The 20,097-nt window shown below is 63.1% G+C and carries 18 protein-coding genes; 11 read left to right on the forward strand and 7 right to left on the reverse strand.

Annotated elements, in window-relative coordinates:
* Positions 1–31: 31 nt before the first annotated feature.
* Together FYJ44_RS13235 and FYJ44_RS13240 are read right to left on the reverse strand one after the other, a co-directional pair.
* Positions 32–1,456 carry an MATE family efflux transporter gene (locus FYJ44_RS13235; RefSeq protein ID WP_154512929.1) on the reverse strand — a complete coding sequence of 475 codons (1,425 nt, stop codon included), beginning with the start codon at positions 1,454–1,456 and terminating at the stop codon, positions 32–34.
* A gap of 4 nt (positions 1,457–1,460) precedes the next feature.
* A complete protein-coding gene (locus FYJ44_RS13240; protein WP_154512931.1) occupies positions 1,461–2,306 on the reverse strand; it encodes a 1,4-dihydroxy-6-naphtoate synthase in 846 nt (281 codons plus the stop codon).
* A gap of 89 nt (positions 2,307–2,395) precedes the next feature.
* Here FYJ44_RS13240 and mqnE point away from each other — a divergent pair, with 89 nt between their 5' ends.
* The 3 genes from mqnE to FYJ44_RS13255 are packed head-to-tail and all read left to right on the forward strand — an operon-like array spanning position 2,396 to position 5,534.
* On the forward strand, positions 2,396–3,553 hold the full coding sequence (gene mqnE, locus FYJ44_RS13245) for an aminofutalosine synthase MqnE (protein ID WP_154512933.1): 1,158 nt from the start codon (positions 2,396–2,398) through the stop codon (positions 3,551–3,553).
* Positions 3,550–4,677 (forward strand): cyclic dehypoxanthinyl futalosine synthase, encoded by a 1,128-nt coding sequence (gene mqnC / locus FYJ44_RS13250; RefSeq protein ID WP_154512935.1) that lies wholly within the window; start codon positions 3,550–3,552, stop codon positions 4,675–4,677. Before mqnE ends, mqnC begins: the two co-directional genes overlap by 4 nt.
* A 17-nt stretch (positions 4,678–4,694) precedes the next feature.
* The gene (locus tag FYJ44_RS13255; RefSeq protein WP_154512937.1) at positions 4,695–5,534 is read left to right on the forward strand and encodes a menaquinone biosynthesis protein; all 840 of its coding nucleotides are present in this window, start codon (positions 4,695–4,697) and stop codon (positions 5,532–5,534) included.
* 139 nt (positions 5,535–5,673) lie between these two features.
* Here FYJ44_RS13255 and FYJ44_RS13260 read toward each other — a convergent pair whose 3' ends face one another.
* Both FYJ44_RS13260 and FYJ44_RS13265 read right to left on the reverse strand, forming a co-directional pair.
* Positions 5,674–6,546 carry a hypothetical protein gene (locus FYJ44_RS13260; protein ID WP_154512939.1) on the reverse strand — a complete coding sequence of 291 codons (873 nt, stop codon included), beginning with the start codon at positions 6,544–6,546 and terminating at the stop codon, positions 5,674–5,676.
* A gap of 70 nt (positions 6,547–6,616) precedes the next feature.
* Positions 6,617–7,417, reverse strand: a complete 801-nt coding sequence (locus tag FYJ44_RS13265; protein ID WP_154512941.1) for a sirohydrochlorin cobaltochelatase — start codon at positions 7,415–7,417, stop codon at positions 6,617–6,619.
* A gap of 195 nt (positions 7,418–7,612) precedes the next feature.
* On the opposite strand from FYJ44_RS13265, the gene rfbD reads away from it, so the two are divergent.
* The 5 genes from rfbD (at position 7,613) to FYJ44_RS14775 (ending at position 11,324) form a co-directional block, all read left to right on the forward strand.
* On the forward strand, positions 7,613–8,503 hold the full coding sequence (gene rfbD / locus FYJ44_RS13270) for a dTDP-4-dehydrorhamnose reductase (RefSeq protein WP_154512943.1): 891 nt from the start codon (positions 7,613–7,615) through the stop codon (positions 8,501–8,503).
* A 65-nt stretch (positions 8,504–8,568) separates the two neighbouring features.
* Complete coding sequence (locus tag FYJ44_RS13275; protein ID WP_229772715.1) at positions 8,569–9,750, forward strand: DUF3179 domain-containing protein; 1,182 nt, start codon at positions 8,569–8,571, stop codon at positions 9,748–9,750.
* 1 nt (position 9,751) lies between these two features.
* A complete protein-coding gene (locus tag FYJ44_RS14910; protein ID WP_268234086.1) occupies positions 9,752–9,886 on the forward strand; it encodes a hypothetical protein in 135 nt (44 codons plus the stop codon).
* On the forward strand, positions 9,886–10,416 hold the full coding sequence (locus FYJ44_RS13280) for a gamma-glutamyl-gamma-aminobutyrate hydrolase family protein (RefSeq protein WP_154512945.1): 531 nt from the start codon (positions 9,886–9,888) through the stop codon (positions 10,414–10,416). Before FYJ44_RS14910 ends, FYJ44_RS13280 begins: the two co-directional genes overlap by 1 nt.
* 293 nt (positions 10,417–10,709) lie before the next feature.
* The gene (locus tag FYJ44_RS14775) at positions 10,710–11,324 is read left to right on the forward strand and encodes an adenylyl-sulfate kinase (protein ID WP_288230685.1); all 615 of its coding nucleotides are present in this window, start codon (positions 10,710–10,712) and stop codon (positions 11,322–11,324) included.
* Positions 11,325–11,378: 54 nt separating this feature from the next.
* Here FYJ44_RS14775 and FYJ44_RS13290 read toward each other — a convergent pair whose 3' ends face one another.
* The 3 genes from FYJ44_RS13290 to FYJ44_RS13300 all read right to left on the reverse strand — a co-directional run bounded on the left by FYJ44_RS13290 (position 11,379) and on the right by FYJ44_RS13300 (position 14,935).
* Entirely contained in the window at positions 11,379–13,532 is a 2,154-nt protein-coding gene (locus tag FYJ44_RS13290) for a CDP-glycerol glycerophosphotransferase family protein (protein WP_154512947.1), read from the reverse strand.
* A gap of 127 nt (positions 13,533–13,659) precedes the next feature.
* Complete coding sequence (locus tag FYJ44_RS13295; RefSeq protein ID WP_326833691.1) at positions 13,660–14,157, reverse strand: hypothetical protein; 498 nt, start codon at positions 14,155–14,157, stop codon at positions 13,660–13,662.
* Entirely contained in the window at positions 14,150–14,935 is a 786-nt protein-coding gene (locus FYJ44_RS13300) for an HD domain-containing protein (RefSeq protein ID WP_154512949.1), read from the reverse strand. The genes FYJ44_RS13295 and FYJ44_RS13300 overlap by 8 nt, the downstream gene beginning before the upstream one ends.
* A 159-nt stretch (positions 14,936–15,094) precedes the next feature.
* Here FYJ44_RS13300 and FYJ44_RS13305 point away from each other — a divergent pair, with 159 nt between their 5' ends.
* The 3 genes from FYJ44_RS13305 to cas8c all read left to right on the forward strand — a co-directional run bounded on the left by FYJ44_RS13305 (position 15,095) and on the right by cas8c (position 20,096).
* A complete protein-coding gene (locus tag FYJ44_RS13305; protein ID WP_154512951.1) occupies positions 15,095–17,407 on the forward strand; it encodes a CRISPR-associated endonuclease Cas3'' in 2,313 nt (770 codons plus the stop codon).
* A gap of 290 nt (positions 17,408–17,697) precedes the next feature.
* Positions 17,698–18,366 carry a type I-C CRISPR-associated protein Cas5c gene (gene cas5c, locus FYJ44_RS13310; RefSeq protein WP_154512953.1) on the forward strand — a complete coding sequence of 223 codons (669 nt, stop codon included), beginning with the start codon at positions 17,698–17,700 and terminating at the stop codon, positions 18,364–18,366.
* Entirely contained in the window at positions 18,363–20,096 is a 1,734-nt protein-coding gene (cas8c, locus tag FYJ44_RS13315) for a type I-C CRISPR-associated protein Cas8c/Csd1 (protein ID WP_154512955.1), read from the forward strand. Before cas5c ends, cas8c begins: the two co-directional genes overlap by 4 nt.
* Position 20,097: the final 1 nt, after the last annotated feature.

Consider the following 20,097-nt stretch of genomic DNA (forward strand, 5'->3'; position numbering starts at 1 on the left):
CCGGCAGGTTCAATGTCAGCATGCGTTACCGTCAGCGCCTGACACGCGCCCGGATGGCCGCATCATCCAGGCGGTGCAGAAAACGTACCCGCCAGAGATAGCAGCAGGCCCCGAAGCTCAGCGCCGTGATATAGGCGATCCAGAAGCCCGCCGGGCCCAGAGCCGGAACGATCCAGTCCGTGCGGGCCAGGGTGAAGCCCAGGGGCAGGCCGATGATCCAGTAGGCCACAAAGCAGATCACGCTGATGATCCGCGTGTCGTTGTAGCCGCGCAAAACGCCCAGAGCCACGGTTTGCAGGCCGTCCACCACCTGATAGCAGGCCGCGTAGAACAATAGATGCGCGGCCAGGGCCGTGACCACGGGATCATCGTTGTAAATCCGCACAATGCTGTAACGGAACGAGACCGTACAGACGGCGATGACCAGCGCGAACATGACGCTCAGGCCCAGGGCCGTGCGCGCCACCACACGAGCCTGCCCCATCCTGGCCGCCCCCAGACTGTGCCCCACCCGGATGGTGGCCGTCATGCCCAGCGCCAGGGGAAACATGAACATCAGGGTGCTGAAGTTGGTGGCGATCTGATGCCCGGCCACAGCCACCGTGCCCAGCGGGGCCAGCAGCAGGGCGGTCACGGCGAAGAGCGAAACCTCGAAAAAGAGCGCTAGGGCGCTGGGCAGGCCGATGCGCAGAATGCGCAACATCAGCGCGGGATCAAAACGCGGGCGCCGCTTCGCGCCGTCCGCCCGGAGGGCCGCCCGCCGGGAAAACAGAGGCGCGTAGATGGGATGCAGATCACGGTACTGCGGATCGCGGCGCAAATAGTAGAACATGGCCAGAGCCATGAACCAGTAACAGAGGGCCGTGGCTACGCCGCAGCCCACCGCGCCCAAGGCGGGCAGGCCGAACTTGCCGTAGATCAGCACATAGTTGCAGGGCACATTGAAGGCCAGCCCCAGCATGCCGATGATCATGGCCGGGCGCGTGCGCGAAAAGCCCTCCAGAAAACTGCGCTGGTTGACGAAAAGCATGAAGCCCGGCAGACCCCAGAGAATGGCCCGCAGATAGCCCCCGGCCAGACGGGCCAGCTCCGGCTCAAGGCCGAATGCGGCCATACGCCAGGACACGGCGTAAAACAGGCTCATAAACAGCACGCTGATGCCGCAGGTCAGCCAGATGCCCTGGCGCAGCAGATGCGCCGCGCCGTGGCGGTCTCCCCCGCCCACCATCTGGGCGGTCAGGGGCGGCAGAGCGAACAGACTGCCCAGGCCCAGCAGGGAAAGCGGCGCCCAGATGGAACCGGCCACGGCCACGGCGGCCATGTCCTCGGCGCTGGCCTGGCCGGTCATGGCTGTGTCCGCGAAGTTCATGCCCACCTGGGAAAGTTGGGCAATAAAGATGGGCAGGCCGATGGCGTAGAAACGCCTGGCCTCTGTCCAGGAAAAAAATCTGGGCATGAAGTTACCCTAAAAACAGTCCTTGCGGAGGAATGCGCAGGCCTTCCAGCATGGCGGCGCGGCCCACCAGTTGTTCAATGGCCGCCCGGCCCGCCTCGCCAAGATCAAGGCTGTAATCGGTGACAAAGGTTTCAATATGGGCCCGGGTCACGCTTTCCTCAAGTTCCTGGGCGTGGGCGCGCACAAAGTCCCCGGACGCCTGCGGATGGGCGCGGGCGTAGGACAGACTGGCGGCAATGGCCGTCTGCACGGCCCTAGCGGTTTCCAGGGGCACGTTGCGGCGCACGGCGATGGCTCCCAGAGGCAGGGGCACGTGAAACGCGCCTTCCCACCATTCCCCCAGGTCCAGCAGTTTGGTCAGGCCCAGGCGCTGATAAGTGAAGCGGCCCTCGTGGATGATCACGCCCAGATCCGCGTCGCCGCGCGCCACGGCGGGCATGACTTCATTGAAGAGCATCTCTTGACGCGGCCCCTGAAAGCCGCCGTGCAGGGTCAGCAGCAGATTGGCCGTGGTCAGCAGGCCGGGCACGGCCACCCGCGCCGTGGCCCAGGCCTCGGACGGCAAGGGCTCGCGGGCCACCACCAGAGGTCCGCAGCCCCAACCCAGTGCCGCGCCCGAAGCCAGCAGGGCGTAATCGTCCATAATCCGCGCGGCCGCGCCCAGAGACATCTTGGTCACGTCCAGCTCTTTGCGCCGGGCCATGCCGTTGAGTTCCTCCACATCGGCCAGATGCGGCCGGAAGGCCACGGGCGCGGGCACCAGCCCGTGCAGCAGGGCATGGAAAATATAGGTGTCGTTGGGGCAGGGCGAAAGGCCCAGGGACAACGATTCGGGCAAAGAAGCGGACATTTTTTTCCTCACATTGACAGCGCACGCCGGGCGGGCTTAGTCTTGACGGCGGCCATCTTGGCCGCCACTCCAGCGTACAGGAATGACACATGTTTGACGCCCCATACTACGCCGCACTGGGCCTTTCGTCCATCCATGAAAAAGTGCTGTCCGGCCGACGCCTGAGTTTCGACGACGGCCTCGCCCTGTTCAACTGCCCGGACATCACCGCCGTGGGCGCGCTTGCCCTGCACGCGCGCCGCCGCCTGCACGGCGACGCGGCCTTTTACGTGGTCAACCGGCAGATCAACTACACCAACGTCTGCGTCAACGGCTGCACCTTCTGCGCCTTCCGCCGCGACGAGGACGAGGAGCCCGGCGCGTTCCGCCTGAGCAAGGAGGACATCCTCGAACGGCTGCGCGCGGCCCGGCAAAGCTCCCTGCATCTGGACGAGCTGCATATCGTGGGCGGTTGTCATCCCAAGTTGCGGCTGGCCTGGTTCGAGGACGTGCTGCGCACCGTGCGCGGGCTGTATCCCGATCTGCCGCTCAAGGCTTTCACGCCCGTGGAAATCGAGCATTTCGCCAGGCTGGAGGGCATCAGCAGCCAGGAAGTGCTCCAGCGTCTCCAGGCCGCCGGTCTAGTGATGATGCCCGGCGGCGGCGCGGAAATCTTCGACGAAAAACTGCGCCCGCAAATCTGCCCGCACAAGGCCGACGCCGCAGCCTGGCTGCGCATTTCCGGCGAGGCGCACGCTCTGGGCATCAAGACCAATTGCACCATGCTGTTCGGCCATCTGGAAAATTACGCCCAGCGCGTGGACCATCTCTGTCGCCTGCGTGAACAGCAGGACAAGAGCGGCGGATTCACCTGCTTCATCCCCCTGCCCTTCCTCACCGAAAACAGCCGCCTCAAGCTGCCCGAAGAACGGCTCGGCCCCCAGAGCGGTCTGGACCGGCTGCGCACCGTGGCCGTGTCCCGGCTGATGCTGGACAATATCCCCCACATCAAGGCCTACTGGATCATGATGGGCCCCAAGCTGGCCCAGACCGCGCTCTGGTATGGGGCCGACGACCTGGACGGCACCATTGTGGAGGAACGCATCGGACATATGGCCGGGGCCGAATCCTCCCAGGGCATGACCATCACGGAACTGGAAAACATGATCCGCCAGTCCGGCTTCAGGCCGGTACGGCGCAACGCCGTTTTTGAAACCATGCCGCCGGACGCCCCCGGCGAACGCAAGCCCGCGGAGGCGCGTCCATGAATTTCGCTCCCGCCCACAGCCCGTTTGAGGAAAGCGCGCCCGAATTCGCGGACGTGCGCGAAGCTGCCGCGCTGGCCGCCGCCGGGCAGCGCCTGGACCGCGCCGCCGCCGAAACCCTGTACTACAAAGCCGGCCTGCACACCCTGGCCGCCCTAGCCCACGCCATGCGCCTGCGCCTGCACCCCGAGCCGGTGGTGACCTACGTGGGCGACCGCAATATCAACTATTCCAACGTCTGCGTCTGCGGCTGCCGCTTCTGCGCCTTTTTCCGCCCGCCGGACAGCGGCGAGGGCTACGTCATCAGCCGCGAGGAGATGGCCCAAAAGGTAGAGGAAACCCTGCGCCTGGGCGGCACCCAGATCCTGCTTCAGGGCGGTCACCATCCGGACCTGCCCCTGGAATGGTATGAGGATCTGCTGCGCTGGCTGCGCGAAACCTGGCCCGAGCTGCACATCCACGCCTTTTCGCCGCCGGAAATCTTTTTCTGGTCCGAAAAATTCGGCCTGCCCGTGCCCGAGGTGCTCCGCCGCCTCAGGGAGGCCGGACTGCATTCCCTGCCCGGCGGCGGCGCGGAAATCCTGCACAACGAGGTACGGGCGCGGGTTTCGCCCAATAAATGCACGGCGGACCAGTGGCTGATGGTCATGGAAGAAGCCCACAAGCTGGGCATGCGCACCACGGCCACCATGATGTTCGGCCATGAGGAGGAACCCTCCCACCGCCTGGACCACCTCTTTGCCGTGCGTGCCGTGCAGGACCGCACCCACGGCTTCACGGCCTTCATCCCCTGGACCTTCCAGCCCGCGCACACCCGCATCCACTGCGCCTCCCTGCCCGCGCCCGCCTATCTGCGGCTGCTGGCCGTCTCGCGCCTGGTGCTGGACAACGTGCCCAACATCCAGTCCTCCTGGGTAACCATGGGGCCGCAGGTGGCGCAACTGGCGCTCTTCTACGGAGCCAACGACTTCGGCTCCCTGATGATCGAGGAAAACGTGGTGGCCGCGGCGGGCGTGTCCTACCACCTGAGCCGCAGGGAGATCCACAAAATCATCCGCGCGGCGGGCTTCACGCCCGTGCAGCGCACCATGAACTACACGCCCGTGCAGCCGCAGCCCGAAGAATGACGGGCGGGAGAACCATTATGAGCACCCCCGGCGTCCTGCGCATGGGCCGCATCAGCTATCTGAACGTGCTGCCCATTTATCACCCCCTGGAAGCGGGCATTCTGCCCCACGACTTTGAGCTGGTTTCCGGGCCGCCCGCCCTGCTCAACGAGATGATGTCCAGGGGTGAACTGCACGTCTCGTCCTGCTCCTGCTTTGAGTACGCCCGGCGGCCCGAGCGCTACTATCTGGTGGACGACCTCTCCATCGGCTCGCGCGGCCCGGTCATGAGCGTGCTGCTGCTCTCGCGCCTGCCCGTGGAGCAACTCGGCGGGCACGAGATCCTGATCAGCGGCGAAAGCCACACCTCCGTCGCCCTGCTGCGCCTGCTTCTGCGCGACCGCTACCGGCTCGACGTGCGCTTTTCCACCGGCCCGGTCACTCCGGCCCTGCGCTCGGCCACGCCGCCCACGGCCTTTCTGGCCATCGGGGACGAAGCCCTGCGCCTGCGCAACCACCCGGACTATCCCTACCGTCTGGACCTGGCCGAGGCCTGGCGGGAATGGACGGGTCTGCCCTTTATTTTCGGGCTCTGGGTCGTCAGTCGGGAAGCGGCGGAACAGGGCCTGTTCAGCAGCGACCCCGGCGCGCTGCTGCGCCAGGGACGGGACTGGGGCCTGGCCCACATGGACGTGATTCTGGACCTCACGGGCTTGGGCTGCCCGCTCTCGCGCGAAGAACTGCGGATCTACTACCGCGACGGCCTGGTCTACAGTCTGGGCGGGGAGGAATTGCGGGGCCTGGAGCTCTTTTACAAAAAACTTGCAACTGCGGGCATGATCCCCGCCGCGCCGCCCCTGCGTTTTTTCAGCATGTAACGGACCCGAAACCGTGACGAAAAAGCCGGGAGCGTATGCTCCCGGCTTTTTCATGCTTACATCCGCATACTAGGCCTTCGGCGGCCAAGAGGGCGGAGCCCTCAGAATCCCGTTTTCGGGCCGCTTCGCGGCCGACGCGCTATTTCACCGCATTGACAATGGCCCTGGCGCTGACCTGTCCCAGCACCTTGCCGTCCGCCACCACGGCGGGCAGGCTTTTGACGCCGTAATACCGGCAGAGCTGGACCGTCTGGTACATGTTCACATTACCGGCATCATAACAATACTTGGCCACGGCCAGCTCGTCCTTGGCCGGCACGGGCGGACGCAGCTTGGTCAGGTAACCGTAATGGATGGGAAAATCCGTGGCCTTGGCCGTGGCGTCATATTCATTGGTAAAGGGTTTCACGCCGCCGGAATGTTTCTGCTCGGCCTTGACGGCGTTCCAGCGCTCCAGGGCGTAGCTCAGATAGGGCATGGCCTGACCGGGCCGGGAGTAGGAAATCCAGATGGCAAGGCCCAGCAGGTCCGTACCGTAATTCTCCCGGCTGTTGCCGAAGACCACGATCTTGCACTGCTGGGGCGAAAGGGAACGGCCGGCCTCAACCACGGCCTGCCAGACCTTTTCGCTCTGGGGCGCGGAAAAATCAAGCAACACCAGAATCTCATGGGGAGCCCTGGGGTCGCCGAAGACCACGGGATAAAGTTCCTGACGCCAGTGCGCCCGGTACGCGGCCTCGCCCTCAATGCTCTGGGTATGCGCGCCCAGCTTGCCAAGCATTTGCGCGGCTTCCGCGGACATCAAGCGGGTATTGGGCAGACGCTCGTGCAGATAGGGGTTGAAGGCATTGGCCCCGCCGCCCGGCGTTGCCGGGGAAAGGACGGCGTCCGCTCCGGCGTCGGCGGTGGGCGCGCCCCGATCAGCGGGACCGGCGGCTCCGCCGGTTTCGGCCGCGCCGCAGCCTGACAGCAGCAACCCCAGAAACATTGTGGACACAAGAAGTCCGCGCATGGTTCACCTCATTGTGTAGAACGATTATACCGACGCCCGCCCGGCCCTGCCGGGGAGCGGTTCCACAGTCTTATTTCAGCGCCGCTTCAGAGGCCGCCGCGTCAAAGGATTTCGCGGCGTCCTCCAGATGGCGCAGCCAGATCCCGGCGATTCCGGCGTATTCCGCCGTCCCCCTGAGCACGGGCACGCACTGGCGGCCGTGGGCCTCAATACGTGAGCGCCAGGAGCACTCCTGCTCCCCGGCCATGTCCTGCAACGCATGCCGCCCCACCACCGAAAGCAGGGGCATCAGCCAGACCCGCTCCGACGAAAGCCGGGGCAAAATATCCTCCAGCACCACCGCGCCGTTCATGGTGCCCACATGCACATGCGGGTCCAGGGCGCTCACGGCCCGCGCCAGATCCCCGTAGCGGGCCACCGCCGCGTGCCGGGCCCCGTGCCCCATAAGCACCACGTCCTCCTGCGGTCCGCGTTCCGGCGGCAGATGGCGGATGAGGGCCAGAGCCGCTTCGGCCACGTCCTCCGGACCGGCCAGCAGGGGCGCGCCCACATGGCAGACAAGGCCCTCCTGCGCGGCCACTTCATCCACGGCGGCGCAGACCTCGGCATGTTCCCGCCCCGGAATGGTCTGGAGGGGCTGCACCGCCACCTCGCCGAACTTCTCAAAACACAAGCGGCGCAATGCCTTGAGCACGGAATCGCTTTTCTGCCGGGCCCTGGCCAGGCGTTCACGCAGCAAGAGCGAAGTATAGGCCCAGCGCACCGGCAAACCCGGAAAACGCGCGCGCACACGGGCGTCAAAACTTTTCAGGGCGCTCTGGCCCTGGGCGCTGCTCGCGCCGAAAGCCACCAGAAGAATTGCGCGTTTCATACCGTTGTCTTGTACGTCACTTGCCCCGGCGAAGCAAGGCGAGGCCGGTCAAAGCAGGGAAAATCCCCGGCGGCGGCATCCTTTCAGATATTGACCCTGCTCCCCCAACAAGGCTACAGTGCCCGCAACATGGTCACTCCGCCTGTTCCGGCACGCCATACGGCCACGCGGGCAGGGGAGGCCGGGGAGGTTCAGATGGCTAAGGCCTTGGTTCTGGGGGGCGTTACCGGGCTTTTGGGGCAGGCGCTCACGCGCGTGCTCACGGAACGCGGCTGGCAGGTGGAAACACTGAGCCGGGCCGACGGCAATCTGCTGGAAATGTCTTTTCTTGAGGACCGCCTGGGCCAAGCGGGCGCGGATGCGGTCTTCAACGCCGTGGCCTGGACGCAGGTGGACGACGCCGAGGACCATCCCGAGGAGGCCCTGCTTATAAACCGCACCCTGCCCGACGCCTTGGCCCGCGTGCTCAAGGCTCTGGGGCGGGGCCACCTGGTGCACTTCAGCACTGATTTCGTCTTTTCCGGCCCGCATCAGCATCCCTGGCGCGAGGACGACGCTCCGAATCCGGCCAGCGTCTACGGCCGCACCAAACTGGCCGGCGAGGAAGCTGTACTCCGCGTATTGCCGGAGCGAAGTTGCGTGTTGCGTACGGCCTGGCTGTTCGGACCGGGCCGCAAAAATTTTGTAGACGTCATTCTGGCGGCCTGTCGCAAACGCGATGCCATCAGCGTGGTCCACGACCAGTTCGGTTCGCCCACCTACAGCCTGGATCTGGCCCAATGGAGCGCGGAACTGGCTGAAAAGGGCGCCACCGGCATCTGGCACGCGGTCAACAGCGGCCAGGCCAGCTGGTGTGAACTGGCCAGCGAGGCCATCGCCCTGACCGCCGGTCCCTGTCGGCTGGAACCCATCGCCAGTTCCCAATGGCCCCAGAAAGCGCAACGTCCGGTTTATTCCGTACTGGATACCGGCAAACTCAGCGAATTTCTGGGCAAAAAACCCCGTCCCTGGCCGCAGGCCCTGCGCGAATATCTGTTCAGCGAATACCTGTCCGGCACGCAGAGCGGTAAAGAAGGCATACATTGAGTTTCAGGCCCGCTTTCGGCAAACGCGCCGCGCAAGAACGGCGACTTCCCGCCCATCCGGGGGCCTTGACCGGGCTTCTGGCCGCGCTGGTCTGCTTGCTCTGGAGCCTGTGGCCCGCGCCGGTTGCGGCCCGTCCCCAGAATTTGCAGCAACTGGCCGAAATTACGAAAAAATTGACGGAAACCAGCGTCAGCTACGGGGCCATTCCCTCGCTCTACCGTCCGCGTTATGACCGCGTGCAGGACGCGGACCTGAGCATGAGCCAGAACGACGTGGTCTTTGTGGTCATGCTGCCGGGCGGCCCGCGCATTTATCCGCAACGCTTCATGGTCTGGCATCAGGTGGTCAACGAGCTCATCGACGACATGGCCTATGCCGTCACCTACTGCCCCATCACCGGCACGCTGATGGCCTACAACGCCTCCATGAACGGCCTGAACCTGATATTTGATCTCGAAGGTCGCCTGTACGACGGCAACAGCGTGCTTATTGACCGCAATTCCGGCAGTCTCTGGCTGCAGGAAACGGGCATGGCTTTCGATGGGCCGCTGCTCGGCCGGGGCATGCCCACCATCCCCGTATTCTGGACCACCTGGGGCGCGGCGCGCCGGGTCTACCCCGACGCCCCCGTGCTGGCCCAGCCGCGCGGCAGCCGCCCCTACGGACGTGACCCCTACGGGAATTATCTTAAAACGGGCACCTATTACGACAACGACATCCTGGTCTATCCCGTACAGCGCCTGGACCGGCGCTTTCCCCGCAAGACTCCCATGCTCTGCCTTGAATACGGGGAATTTCTGCTGGCCATTGATATCGCCTACGTCAAAAAAAAGGGCGCGGTGAATTTTTTTCTGGGCCCCTCCGCCCTTCTGGCCGTGCACGATCCCCGGCTTGACGTGGTGCGCGTCTATAACCGCCAGATATGGGCCGAACCCTTTCTGTTCGTAAGCCAGTACGGCCGCCTCATGGACCTCAACACGCGCAGCATCTGGGATCCGGCCACGGGCGAAGCCCTGGACGGCAACATGCGGGGCGCGTCCATGAAACAAGCTTTCGGCGGCTACTCCATGTGGTTCGCCTGGTACAGCCTGAATCCGGAAACGCTTGTCATTCCCGGTCCCGGCGAAGTGCCTGCCAAGCTGCTTTCACTCAACCCGCCCGGCGTGGACGGCCCCGCCGAAAAAGAAAACAGCGCGACTCCCCCACCGGCCTCCGCCGCGCCGGGAGAGGCCGCACCAGGGTCATAGCATGGCCGGACCGGAAACGTTGGTGGGGATTATCATGCGCGTGGTGTATGATCCCGTGAGCCGGGAACTGCGCGACACGCTGGCCCAGGATTGGGCGCGCTTTTTCAGTTTCTTCTGCCGGGCCGCCCTTGGCTGATGCTGCCCAATACGGGCGAATCCTGTCCGGAGGCCCAGAGCATGGGCGTCAACGCACTGGTGCTTTCCGGCGGCGACGATATAGGCGCGACGCCTCTCCGCGACGCCAGCGAAATCGTTCTGTTGCGCTGGACCGCGTCCCGCGACCTGCCGGTGCTCGGCGTCTGCCGGGGATTGCAAATGCTCCAACATTACTTCGGTGGCGGCCTCGACCGCCTGGATCCTGAGCGGCATGTCCGCGCCCGGCACCCTCTTGGCTGGATGGATCGAAAGAAAGAAATGGAACGCCGCGAGATCAATTCCTACCACCAACTAGGCCTCCTCCCGGATACCCTGGTCCCGGAACTGGAAACTCTGGCTCTCTGTCCCGAAGACGGCAGCGTGAAGGTTTTGCGCGCCCGCCATTTGCCCTGGCTCGGCATCATATGGCACCCGGAACGGGAAGCCGTGCCGCACCCCGAAGACCTGAAACTCTTCCGGCGGCATTCCGTATTGCGCCGCGCACCTGAGGTTGCGCCCGCAGCCGCATAGTCGGCCAAATTCTGATATGTTTTTTGCTGACACCAGGCAAATACATGCGGAGAGAGCCCTGTGCGTCAATCTTTTGGAACCAAAGCGGAAATCTTGCCCTGTCTGGCGGACCAAGGCTTCCCCGTGCCGCCCAGCTATTTCTTTGAAGCCCGTCAATGGCATGCCGACCCGCGCCAAGTGCTGCGCAGCATCCAGAATCGCTTCCCATCCGGCAGTCTGGCATATGCTCCTCGGCTTGCTGTGAGGACGGCAGTGAACATTCCCTGGCCGGAGCTTTCCAGAGCGTCCTGCATGTGTCCGCGCAAGATGCCCCGCAACTGGGCCGGGCTATTGAAGACGCCATCTCCGTCTTCCGCGACGAGCGCGACCAAGTGCTGGTGCAACCCATGGTCGGCGAAGTAAGCATGTGTGGTGTGGCTATGACCCGCGCTCTGGAGGACGGTTCTCCCTATTATGTGATCAATTACGACGACGTTTCCGGTCGCACCGACACGGTCACCAGCGGTCACGGCGTGAGCAAGACGGTTCTCGACACGTCCCATGCCGGTTTCGACCGGCAAAGCCGCCTGGACCTGGCCATGATCTACGCCCGGCTCTGCAAGCTGCTGGCCGACCAGGGACAGACCGTGGTCATCGCCACCATTTCCCTGTTCCATGAGGTTCACGCCTGGAACCGCGCCCATCTGCCGGGCTATCTGGAGGTTTTTCTGGACGTGCCCGAAAGCGCGCGGCGGAACCGTGATCCCAAAGGACTCCACGCGGCGGCGGATCAGGGCAGGATGACGCAGATGGCCGGGCGGGACACGACGATAGACCTGCCCGAAGCCCCGCACCTGACTCTGGACACGGCGAAACTTTCTGCCGAGGTCTGCCTCAGGAAGCTCCTTGAAATTCTGCACGGCGCATGACATACCGGTGGCGCATTGCCCGGCTCACGTGCTGAACGGCAGTCCGACCCTTACTTAATCCTTGGCGTGCAGACCACGCAAGCAGCGTAATACCTCGCGTGATCTTTCATTCTCCCCATTTGCCCGCATGATTTCCGCAAGGGCAAGGATTTTCCGTCTCCCGCTTCTGTCCAGATCAGCTATCTTGCGGACGGTGAGCAGGGCTGAAGCCCATTGCCCCGACATACCGTGCAGCAGGGCGCATTCCACGTTCAGGGCAGGATCTTCCCGAACTCTGTGCCGCAGAAGTCCAAGGGCGCTCTTCAGGCAGACATGGGCCTGCCGCGTATTCTGAAAACTGACGGGCACATCGTCCACATGGATGGCCAGCGGCCCTTCGGATATGAAAAATGCGGGCATGTTGCCCTGAACCGCCGCTTCCAATATTCCCCGGCATAAAAAATACGCCACGCCTTTTTCGCAACAGGAACAGAGCTTCCCCCAGAGATCCAACAGGGCGGACGCCTCCCGCACGCGTCCGTTTTCAAGCCGGAGGCAGAAGGCCAAAACATAAAAACGCTCCGGCAAAACCTCCTCGCTCCGGGCCAGCGCATCGTCAAGAAAAACGCACGCCGCTTGAGAGCGTTTAGCAGCCGTGCGCAGCAACCGCGCGGCCATTCCGGCCAGCACGATGTCGAGGGGCAGAGTCAGAGCCTTGTCTAGGGAGCGGACCAGCTCCGGCGAACCGGGCCGATAGCGGGACAGAACCTCGGCCAGCCAGACAAAAAGCGCGGCGCAATCCGAATGTCTGTCCCGCATATGCAGCAGGAGGCCGCACATCCATTCCGGAGAAGCCGCGCTCAAGGCCATTTCTATTTGTACGCGCAGGTTTTCCTTGGCGGGAAAACGGTAATAACGGCCCCAAGAGAGCAGGCAGGAACGCACGAACAATAGCGCCACACGTCCGTCCGCACCGATGAGATCGCGACTCCAAGGCATGAGCCACGGAGGATCATTGGCTTTCCATTCTCCGAACGGTTCCGCCAGAAGCCGCAACCAGTCAACGGGACGGTCATATGGGGTATCGCCCTTATTCAGCACGATCCAGTCCGGAACGGGATTGTCCTTGAGCATATCGTTAATATGCCCGCAGAGATATGCGCATGAAGCCCCAAAATGGCAAATGTCGGCATCCCGCTGGCGCCGGATTGTCTCTTCCCAGACCACCGTATGCCGTAGCGCATGCCTGACGGCATCGACAACCATGGCCCCGCTATGGGCCAAATAGGCGAGTCCTTCATGCGTCACCCCGTTGTCACCACCCTTTTCGGCGGGACACAGCCGAATGGCCGGGCGCAACGCCGTGTAAACGAAGTTTTTCCATACGGAAGAATAATCCGTAATCATAAAATCGGCTGAAGCTATATAAGTAATATTTTCATCGCCGACATCCCAGATAAAGCCCGGTTCCGCAGCAAATTCCTCCCGAATGCTCAGCAAAAGAGGATTTTCCCTGTTTGTTGGAAAGGGGCGCAAGACAAAGTTCCAGTCGGGGAAGGCGCGCAGCGTGCTCTTGATAGCCTCCCGCCAGAGCAGGACACGCTCTTCGGCCTTGTCGCTTTCCACTGGAAGCCAAAATGGATAAAAGCTGATCCTCCGATGCGGCCCCGGACCAAATCGCGCACGGGCATCGGCAAGAAGATCGAATTTTGGATAACCCGCCGGGATAACCGTATATGTGTGATTTTTCATTATTTTCACACTATTGGGATATCTCCAGAACGGAAAAGCGGCGGCTTCCGGCGTCGGCGCGACCGCGTAATCCGCCCAGTAGCGTTCTCCCGACGGCACCGCCGTTGAAAGATTGTGCGGGAACAGGCAGACCTTGCCCGCAAAGCCCGCGGGTTTGTCGCCGCAGCACAGATCGTCCGTAAACAAAAGATTGATAAAGGGGCAGTGACGTAACAGAGCCGCATTGTCCAACTGCCTGACCAGCCCGAAATATTCCTGGGGACAAAGCTTGCGGAATCGCTCTACTCCGGCATGTCGGAGCAGCAGAATGGTCTGATAGCCTTTTTCCCTCAGCATGTTACGAAAAAAAAGCATAACGTCCACTGAGGAACGGACATTCACGGTCGCCCACAACGCGATGACCGGGCGTGCATCAAGCAAAGCCCCCAAACGGTGACAATCTTCAGCGGAGCGCAATGCGAGCACTTCTTGCGGCATGAGTTCCTCCAAAATGTCCTTCCAGTACAATAACGGTCCGGCAACATCACACGCAGGTCCAGTGTCCGCCTATAGTTGCGCACGCCCCTGCGTGGTGGCCTGACGAAGACAGCGTACAGGTCCAGCCTTATGCTCCCGCACCCGTCCGGACGCTTTCTCCCCGATTCAGCCCCAGCAGCACCGCCGCGCCGCCGAGCAGCGGGCGGCGCGACGAGACATGCAGTCCCGCGCGGAGGACAAGCCCTTCAAGGCCGCCCCGCGCCAGAAATGCCGTCAGGGCCGTGCCGCCACGGGTTCCCGGCCAGAGTCCCGGCCAGGCCCCCAACAGACCGCGCGCCAGCAGACAGGCAGGCAGTTCCAGATTGCGTTCCGGCAGCTTGAAATCCGCCGCCAGCACTTCCCGCCCTGCTCTGACGGCCAGGCCCAGCAATTCCGCGCCCTCTTCCGGCGGCAGATAAAACAGTACATATGCCAAGCGGATACACGCCGCATCTCCCTCTTGTGCTCTCAGCAGTCGGTCCCGCGCGGGATTGAGCGGCGCGCCCAGCGCCGCCGTCGGCCAGGGCACGCGCCGGGCCAAAACCGCCTGCGGGAAAAAACGCGGCGCAAGCGGCGCTTCAGCCACGCGCGTCGGCTCCGTCAAGCCGGGCCAGCAAGGCCGCCCGCGCCGGACCATATACCGCGTTTGACGGCAGCCCCTCCAGCAGGCGGCGGGCATGGCCGTCCTCCACAAACTGGCGACGGCTGGCCGCGAAATGCATGTCGAAAAACCAGGTATTCAGCAGTACGCGGAAATCATTGACGCTGCGCAGATCGGCATAGGCCGCCACCCGCCCTTCCAGGGCCGCGCGCAACACGGCCTGCCCGGCCAGGGCCGGATCATCCGGCAGGTTCAGAACCACGGTGGGACTGTAGGGGCCAGGTCCGCCCAGATGCTCATCCATAACCCGCAGAATATCCAGCTTGTCCGCGTCGCGCACCACATGCGCGGCCAGTTCCGTTTCGCGCGGCAGATGCGCGGGCAGGACGAAGCGGTTGTGCAGACCCACGGCGGCCAGGACGATCTTGCGCGTGGCGGCGTCTTCCCCGGCCAGACGGGCCTCGCGTTTGAGGATTTTCACGCCCAGCAGGCCGTGGTTGCAGGATTCCCGATCCCGGAAGGTATGATAGCGCAAATACTGCTCAAAGCGGGCCACATCGTGATACAGCGCGGCCAGAAGGCAGGCGCGGGCCAGGGCAGGAGCAAAACCTTCGCTCTCCGCCATGCGCCGGGCATTATCCAGTACGGCCATGGTATGCTTGAGCTTCAGATCCATGGGCGCGGGGTCGCCGTGCTCCCTGGCGCGTTCCCGCGCGGCATAGGCCGCGAACCATTCTTCATGCTGGCTGATGTCCGGGTTCATGGTTCTGGATGTACGCCGGGGCGGCGCGCAAGGCAAGTCCGCCCCCCCCCCACCCCGTAAGAGGTCGCATCCTCACTTTCATCCGCCGCTCGCGCATTGACCCGGCCCGACAATACCTTTACCTTTATTTGATCACAGCTATACAACAGGAGCGCGCTCATGCTCTATGCCCACAGCCTCCCGGACCAGGATGTTTCCCAGTGGCAAAGCCTTGAAGATCATCTGCGGGAAAGCGCGCAACGGGCCGGGGCATTCGGTCGCGCATTCGGCGCGGGCGAGTGGGCCGCGCTGGCCGCCCGCCTGCACGATCTGGGTAAGGCCTCGCCGGAATTCCAGGCCTACATCAGCGGCCAAAACGGACGCCGTCGCATCGACCACTCCACCGCCGGGGCACGCCTGCTTTTGCAACGCTGGAAGGCCTGGGGCAAGCCGGGAGAATACAGAGCCCTCTGGCTGGCCTACTGCATAGCCGGACACCACGGCGGCCTGCCGGACCTGGGAGACGGGGCCTCGGATGTGGGCAGCCTGCGTTCCCGCCTGGACCCGGCCTATGCCATCCCCGACTATTCCGCCGGATTGGATCTGGCGGCGCTGGCTGACATTCCTCAACCGGACGCGCTGCCCTTCCCCTTTCGCCTTGCCAGAGAACATGCCGCATTCAGCGTCACTTTCTTCGTGCGCATGCTTTTCTCCTGCCTCACGGACGCTGATTTTCTGGATACGGAACACTTTTACACTCCGGAGAATTGTCAGCAGCGCGGCTGCTGGCCTTCTCTGGATACGCTATGCGAACGGCTGCACAATTTTTTGTCCACCAAAGGCTTTCTGCGCGCGGCGTCTGACGACAGCCCCATTGTCACGGCCAGAAAAGAAATTCTCGGCCATTGCCTGGACGCTGCCGCGCTGCCGCCCGGCGCATTCACCCTCACTGTGCCCACCGGCGGCGGCAAAACGCTCTCCTCGCTGGCCTTCGCCCTGGAGCACGCCCGGCGGCATCAGCTGGACAGAATCATTCTGGTGGCCCCCTACACCAGCATCATTGAGCAGAATGCGCGGGTGCTGCGCGATGTCCTCGGAGAGGAGGCCGTGCTGGAGCACCACAGCAACTATGTCCACCCCAGTGAGCAGGCGGCGGATCAGTCCGGAGAAAACGCCGACGACCAGGGGCGGGCGGTCCTGCCCTTCAGGCTGGCCGCCGAAAACTGGGACGCGCCGGTCATCGTCACCACGGCGGTGCAATTCTTTGAATCCCTGTTTTCCAACCGCCCCTCCCGCTGCCGCAAACTGCACAATATAGCCCGCAGCGTGGTTATTCTGGATGAGGCGCAGATGTTGCCCGTTCCTTTGCTGGAACCTTCGGTGCTCGCGCTGCGGGAACTGACGGAACATTACGGCGCAAGCCTTGTGCTCTGCACCGCCACCCAACCGGCGCTGCGCCGGGACGGTCCTCTGAAAAACGGCTTCGCAAAGGACAGCCTGCGCGAACTGATCCCCGCCCCACGGGTGGAGGAACTTTTCAGCACCTTCACAACCCAGAGGCGCATGCGTGTTTCCCAGCCGGGCAAGCTCGACAATGAGGAACTGGGCCGCCGCCTGCGGCAAGAGCATCAGGCGCTCTGCATCGTCAACAGCCGCGCCCAGGCCCGCGCGACCTATGAAAGCCTGGGAAATGACGAAGCCCATTTTCACCTGAGCGCGCGCATGACGCCGCGACACCGGCTGCTCGTACTGGACGCCGTGCGCCAACGTCTGCGCCGGGGACTACCCTGCCGGGTGGTCAGCACGTCCCTCATCGAATGCGGGGTGGATATCAGCTTCCCCTGCGTGTACCGGGCCCACTGCGGCCTGGACTCCGTGGCACAGGCCGCGGGCCGCTGCAACCGCTCGGGCGAACTGCCTTCCGGCAGCCTGTTTGTTTACACGCCGGAACAGCCCCTTTCCTCCGCCCAGGCCGACCTTTATCTGCGCGCCTGTTTTTTCAGCCAGGTGGCGGAAGAACATGCGGACATCTTTGCCCCGGCGGCGGTGGAAGCCTATTTCAAAGCGCTTTACGGTTTCACGGACCTGGACAAAGAGCGCCTGCTGGCAATGCTGCGCGAAAAAAATGCCGCATTTCCCCATGCCTTTGACTTCCGGCAGATGGACGCCCGTTACCGTTTCATTACGGACGGCTCGGTTCCGGTGATCATCACGCACGGCGCGAAAGACGGCGGCGATCTGGCGGAACAAAGCCATACGCTTGTCCGCCGCCTGGAAACGGAATACCCGCCCCGCCGTCTGACCCTGCGCCTGCTGCAGGGCTACAGCGTGCAGATTTATCCGCATGAACTGAAAAGGCTGCGCGCGGCTGGCAACCTGGAAACCCTGCACGGCTGCTTTGACGTGCTGCGCAACGGCGCGGGCTATGATCCGAAACTGGGCCTGCTGGTGGACGACCCCACCCGCCAGACTCCGGAGGACTGCCTTTTTTAATTTATAAACCCATTAATAGAATTATACTATTGCATTTATATAGAATATTTGTTATGAATTTTTCACTTGAGGGAGTTCTGCCAGCTCCCGCAGGAAGGGATGTGGCCTGTGCACAGGCCACATCCGCAAATAAAGGAGGATGACAAGGCGGCGTGACGAGCTGGTCGGCGCATCCATACGCGCCGTGGATTGAAATAATTATTGGGCTTAGACAGCGACCACCCGCGCATCTGCGCGCGGGTATTTCTGAAACGGACAACGCCGGGACCCGGCATGTTCAGGAGGTACGCATGGCCTACGGCATAGCACTGCATGTCTGGGGTGAATATGCCTTATTTACACGACCGGAGACAAAATCGGAACGCATGTCTTACGAAGTAATAACTCCGTCAGCGGCGCGCGGCATTCTTGAATCGCTGCACTGGAAACCCGCCATACGCTGGATTATCGACAGGCTGCATATCCTGAATCCTATCCGCTTTGATTCCATACGCCGTAACGAGCTGGCTTGTAAAGGTTCAGCGCAAAATGCGTCCCAGGCCATGAAAAACATGACGCCACTGCATATCTGCGTGGAGGATGCGCGTCAGCAGCGGGCCTCGTTGGTGCTGCGCCAAGTGGCTTATGTGATCGAAGCCCATTTTGAACTCACGGACAAGGCCGGACCGGGCGACAACCCGGGCAAGCATCTGGACATCTTCACCCGCCGGGCCAGAGCCGGACAGTGCTTTCACCGGCCTTGTCTGGGCTGCCGGGAATTTCCCGCCCATTTCACGTTACTGGAAGACAGCCTGCCGCCCTCCCAACTGGCCCGTGATGCGCCCCGCGATCTGGGCTGGATGCTCTATGACCTGGATTTCGCCCACGGCATGCGGCCCATTTTCTACCGCCCCCGCCTGGAAGGCGGCGTCATCGACGTGGCGGACTGCCTGCGCCGGTCCGGGGAGGCGCAAGCATGATTCTGAGCGAACTGGCGGCCTTTTACCAGCGTATGCTGCAAGAGCCGGATACGGAATTGCCCCTGCCCGGCTACAGCCGGGAACTGATCGGTTTTGTTCTGGTGCTGACGCCCCGAGGCGTTCTGCGCCGCATTCTGCCCCGCCTGGACGACAAGGGCAAAGCCCGGCCCCTGCTGGTGCCCGCGCCGCGAAAGCAGTCCGGTTCCGGCATCAGCCCCAATCTTTTCTGGGACAACACCGGCTATTTGCTGGGCGTGGACGGCAAGGGCAAACCCGAGCGCAGCGCCAAAACATTCGCCGCCTTCCGGCAGGTCCACGAAGAGCTGGCCCGTGGCACCGGCAACGCCCGGCTTCAGGCAGTGGCCGCTTTTCTGGAAGCCTGGCGGCCCGAAATGTTTGCGGATCTGGACGTCGGCCCGCTTATTCTGGACAAAAACGGCGTCTTTCAGATTGAAGAAGATCAGGGCTTTTTACACGATCAACCTGACATCCGCCGCATCTGGGAGGAACAACGCCGCGCCGGAGGGGAGGAGCCGACCGGCATCTGTCTGGCGACGGGAAAAACCGCGCCCATTGCCCGCATCCATCCGCCCATCAGGGGCGTCAGCGGGGCCAATCCCACAGGCGCGGCCCTGGTGTCCTTCAACTGCGACGCCTTTGAATCCTACGGGAAAAGCCAGAGTTTCAACGCGCCCGTGAGCGGCGAGGCCGCCGAAGCCTATACCACGGCGCTGAACTTTCTGCTGCGAAAGGACAGCGGGCACTGCCTGCGCCTGGGTTCCACCAGCCTCGTTTTCTGGACGGAGCAGCCCGGCCCGGCGGAAAAAGTCTTTGCCTCCTGCCTGCTCTACGAGGACGGCGAGGCGCTGGAATGCGGCGCTGATACGGCTGAAGACCGGGAACTGCTGGGCAGGACGCGCGCTGTCCTGCGCGCCGCGCGTGACGGGAAAAAACCGGCGGACGCTGATCTGGCGGCCCTGCGCGCGGCGGAAACGCGCTTCTTCCTGCTGGGCCTGAAGCCCAACCAGGCCCGCCTGGGCGTCACAGTGTGGCAAATATCCTCGTTCGGGCAACTGCTGGAAAACCTTGGCCGCCATTATCACGACCTGGCCCTCGCGCCGCAGTACGCGAACGATCCGCCTCTACCGCCGCTCTGGATGCTGCTGCGCGAGCTGGCCCCGCAGGGCAAAACGGAAAATATCCCGGCCGGCCTGGGCGACGCCCTGTCCCGCGCGGTTCTCTCCGGCGGCCGCTATCCCGAGAATCTGTTGGCGATTGTCATGCAGCGCATCCGCGCGGACAAGAATATTTCCTATTTGCGCGCGGCGCTGCTCAAAGCCTTTCTGCTGCGCAACCATCCTTCACAAGGAGCCTGGACCATGGAACTTGACGAAAGCCGCAAAGATCTCCCCTATCTGCTGGGCAGACTGTTCGCCCTGCTGGAAAAAACGCAAAGCGACGCTGTGGGCGCGGTAGGCGCCTCCATCAAGGATCGCTACATTGGTGCCGCTTCCGCCACGCCGCTTCTGGTCTTTCCCCAACTGCTGCGTCTGGCCCAGCACCATATCAGCAAGGCGGACTACGGCAAATATAACGAAGACAGAATAGCCGGGGTCATGCGGGACATCAGCGCTTTTCCGCCCCACCTGAGCCTGCCGGAACAGGGAGATTTCTTCATCGGCTATTATCACCAGCGCGTCGCCAATTATCAGAAAAAGGAAAAGGAGTAAG

The sequence above is a fragment of the Desulfovibrio porci genome (assembly GCF_009696265.1).
In the GTDB taxonomy this organism is placed as follows: Bacteria; Desulfobacterota; Desulfovibrionia; order Desulfovibrionales; family Desulfovibrionaceae; genus Desulfovibrio; species Desulfovibrio porci.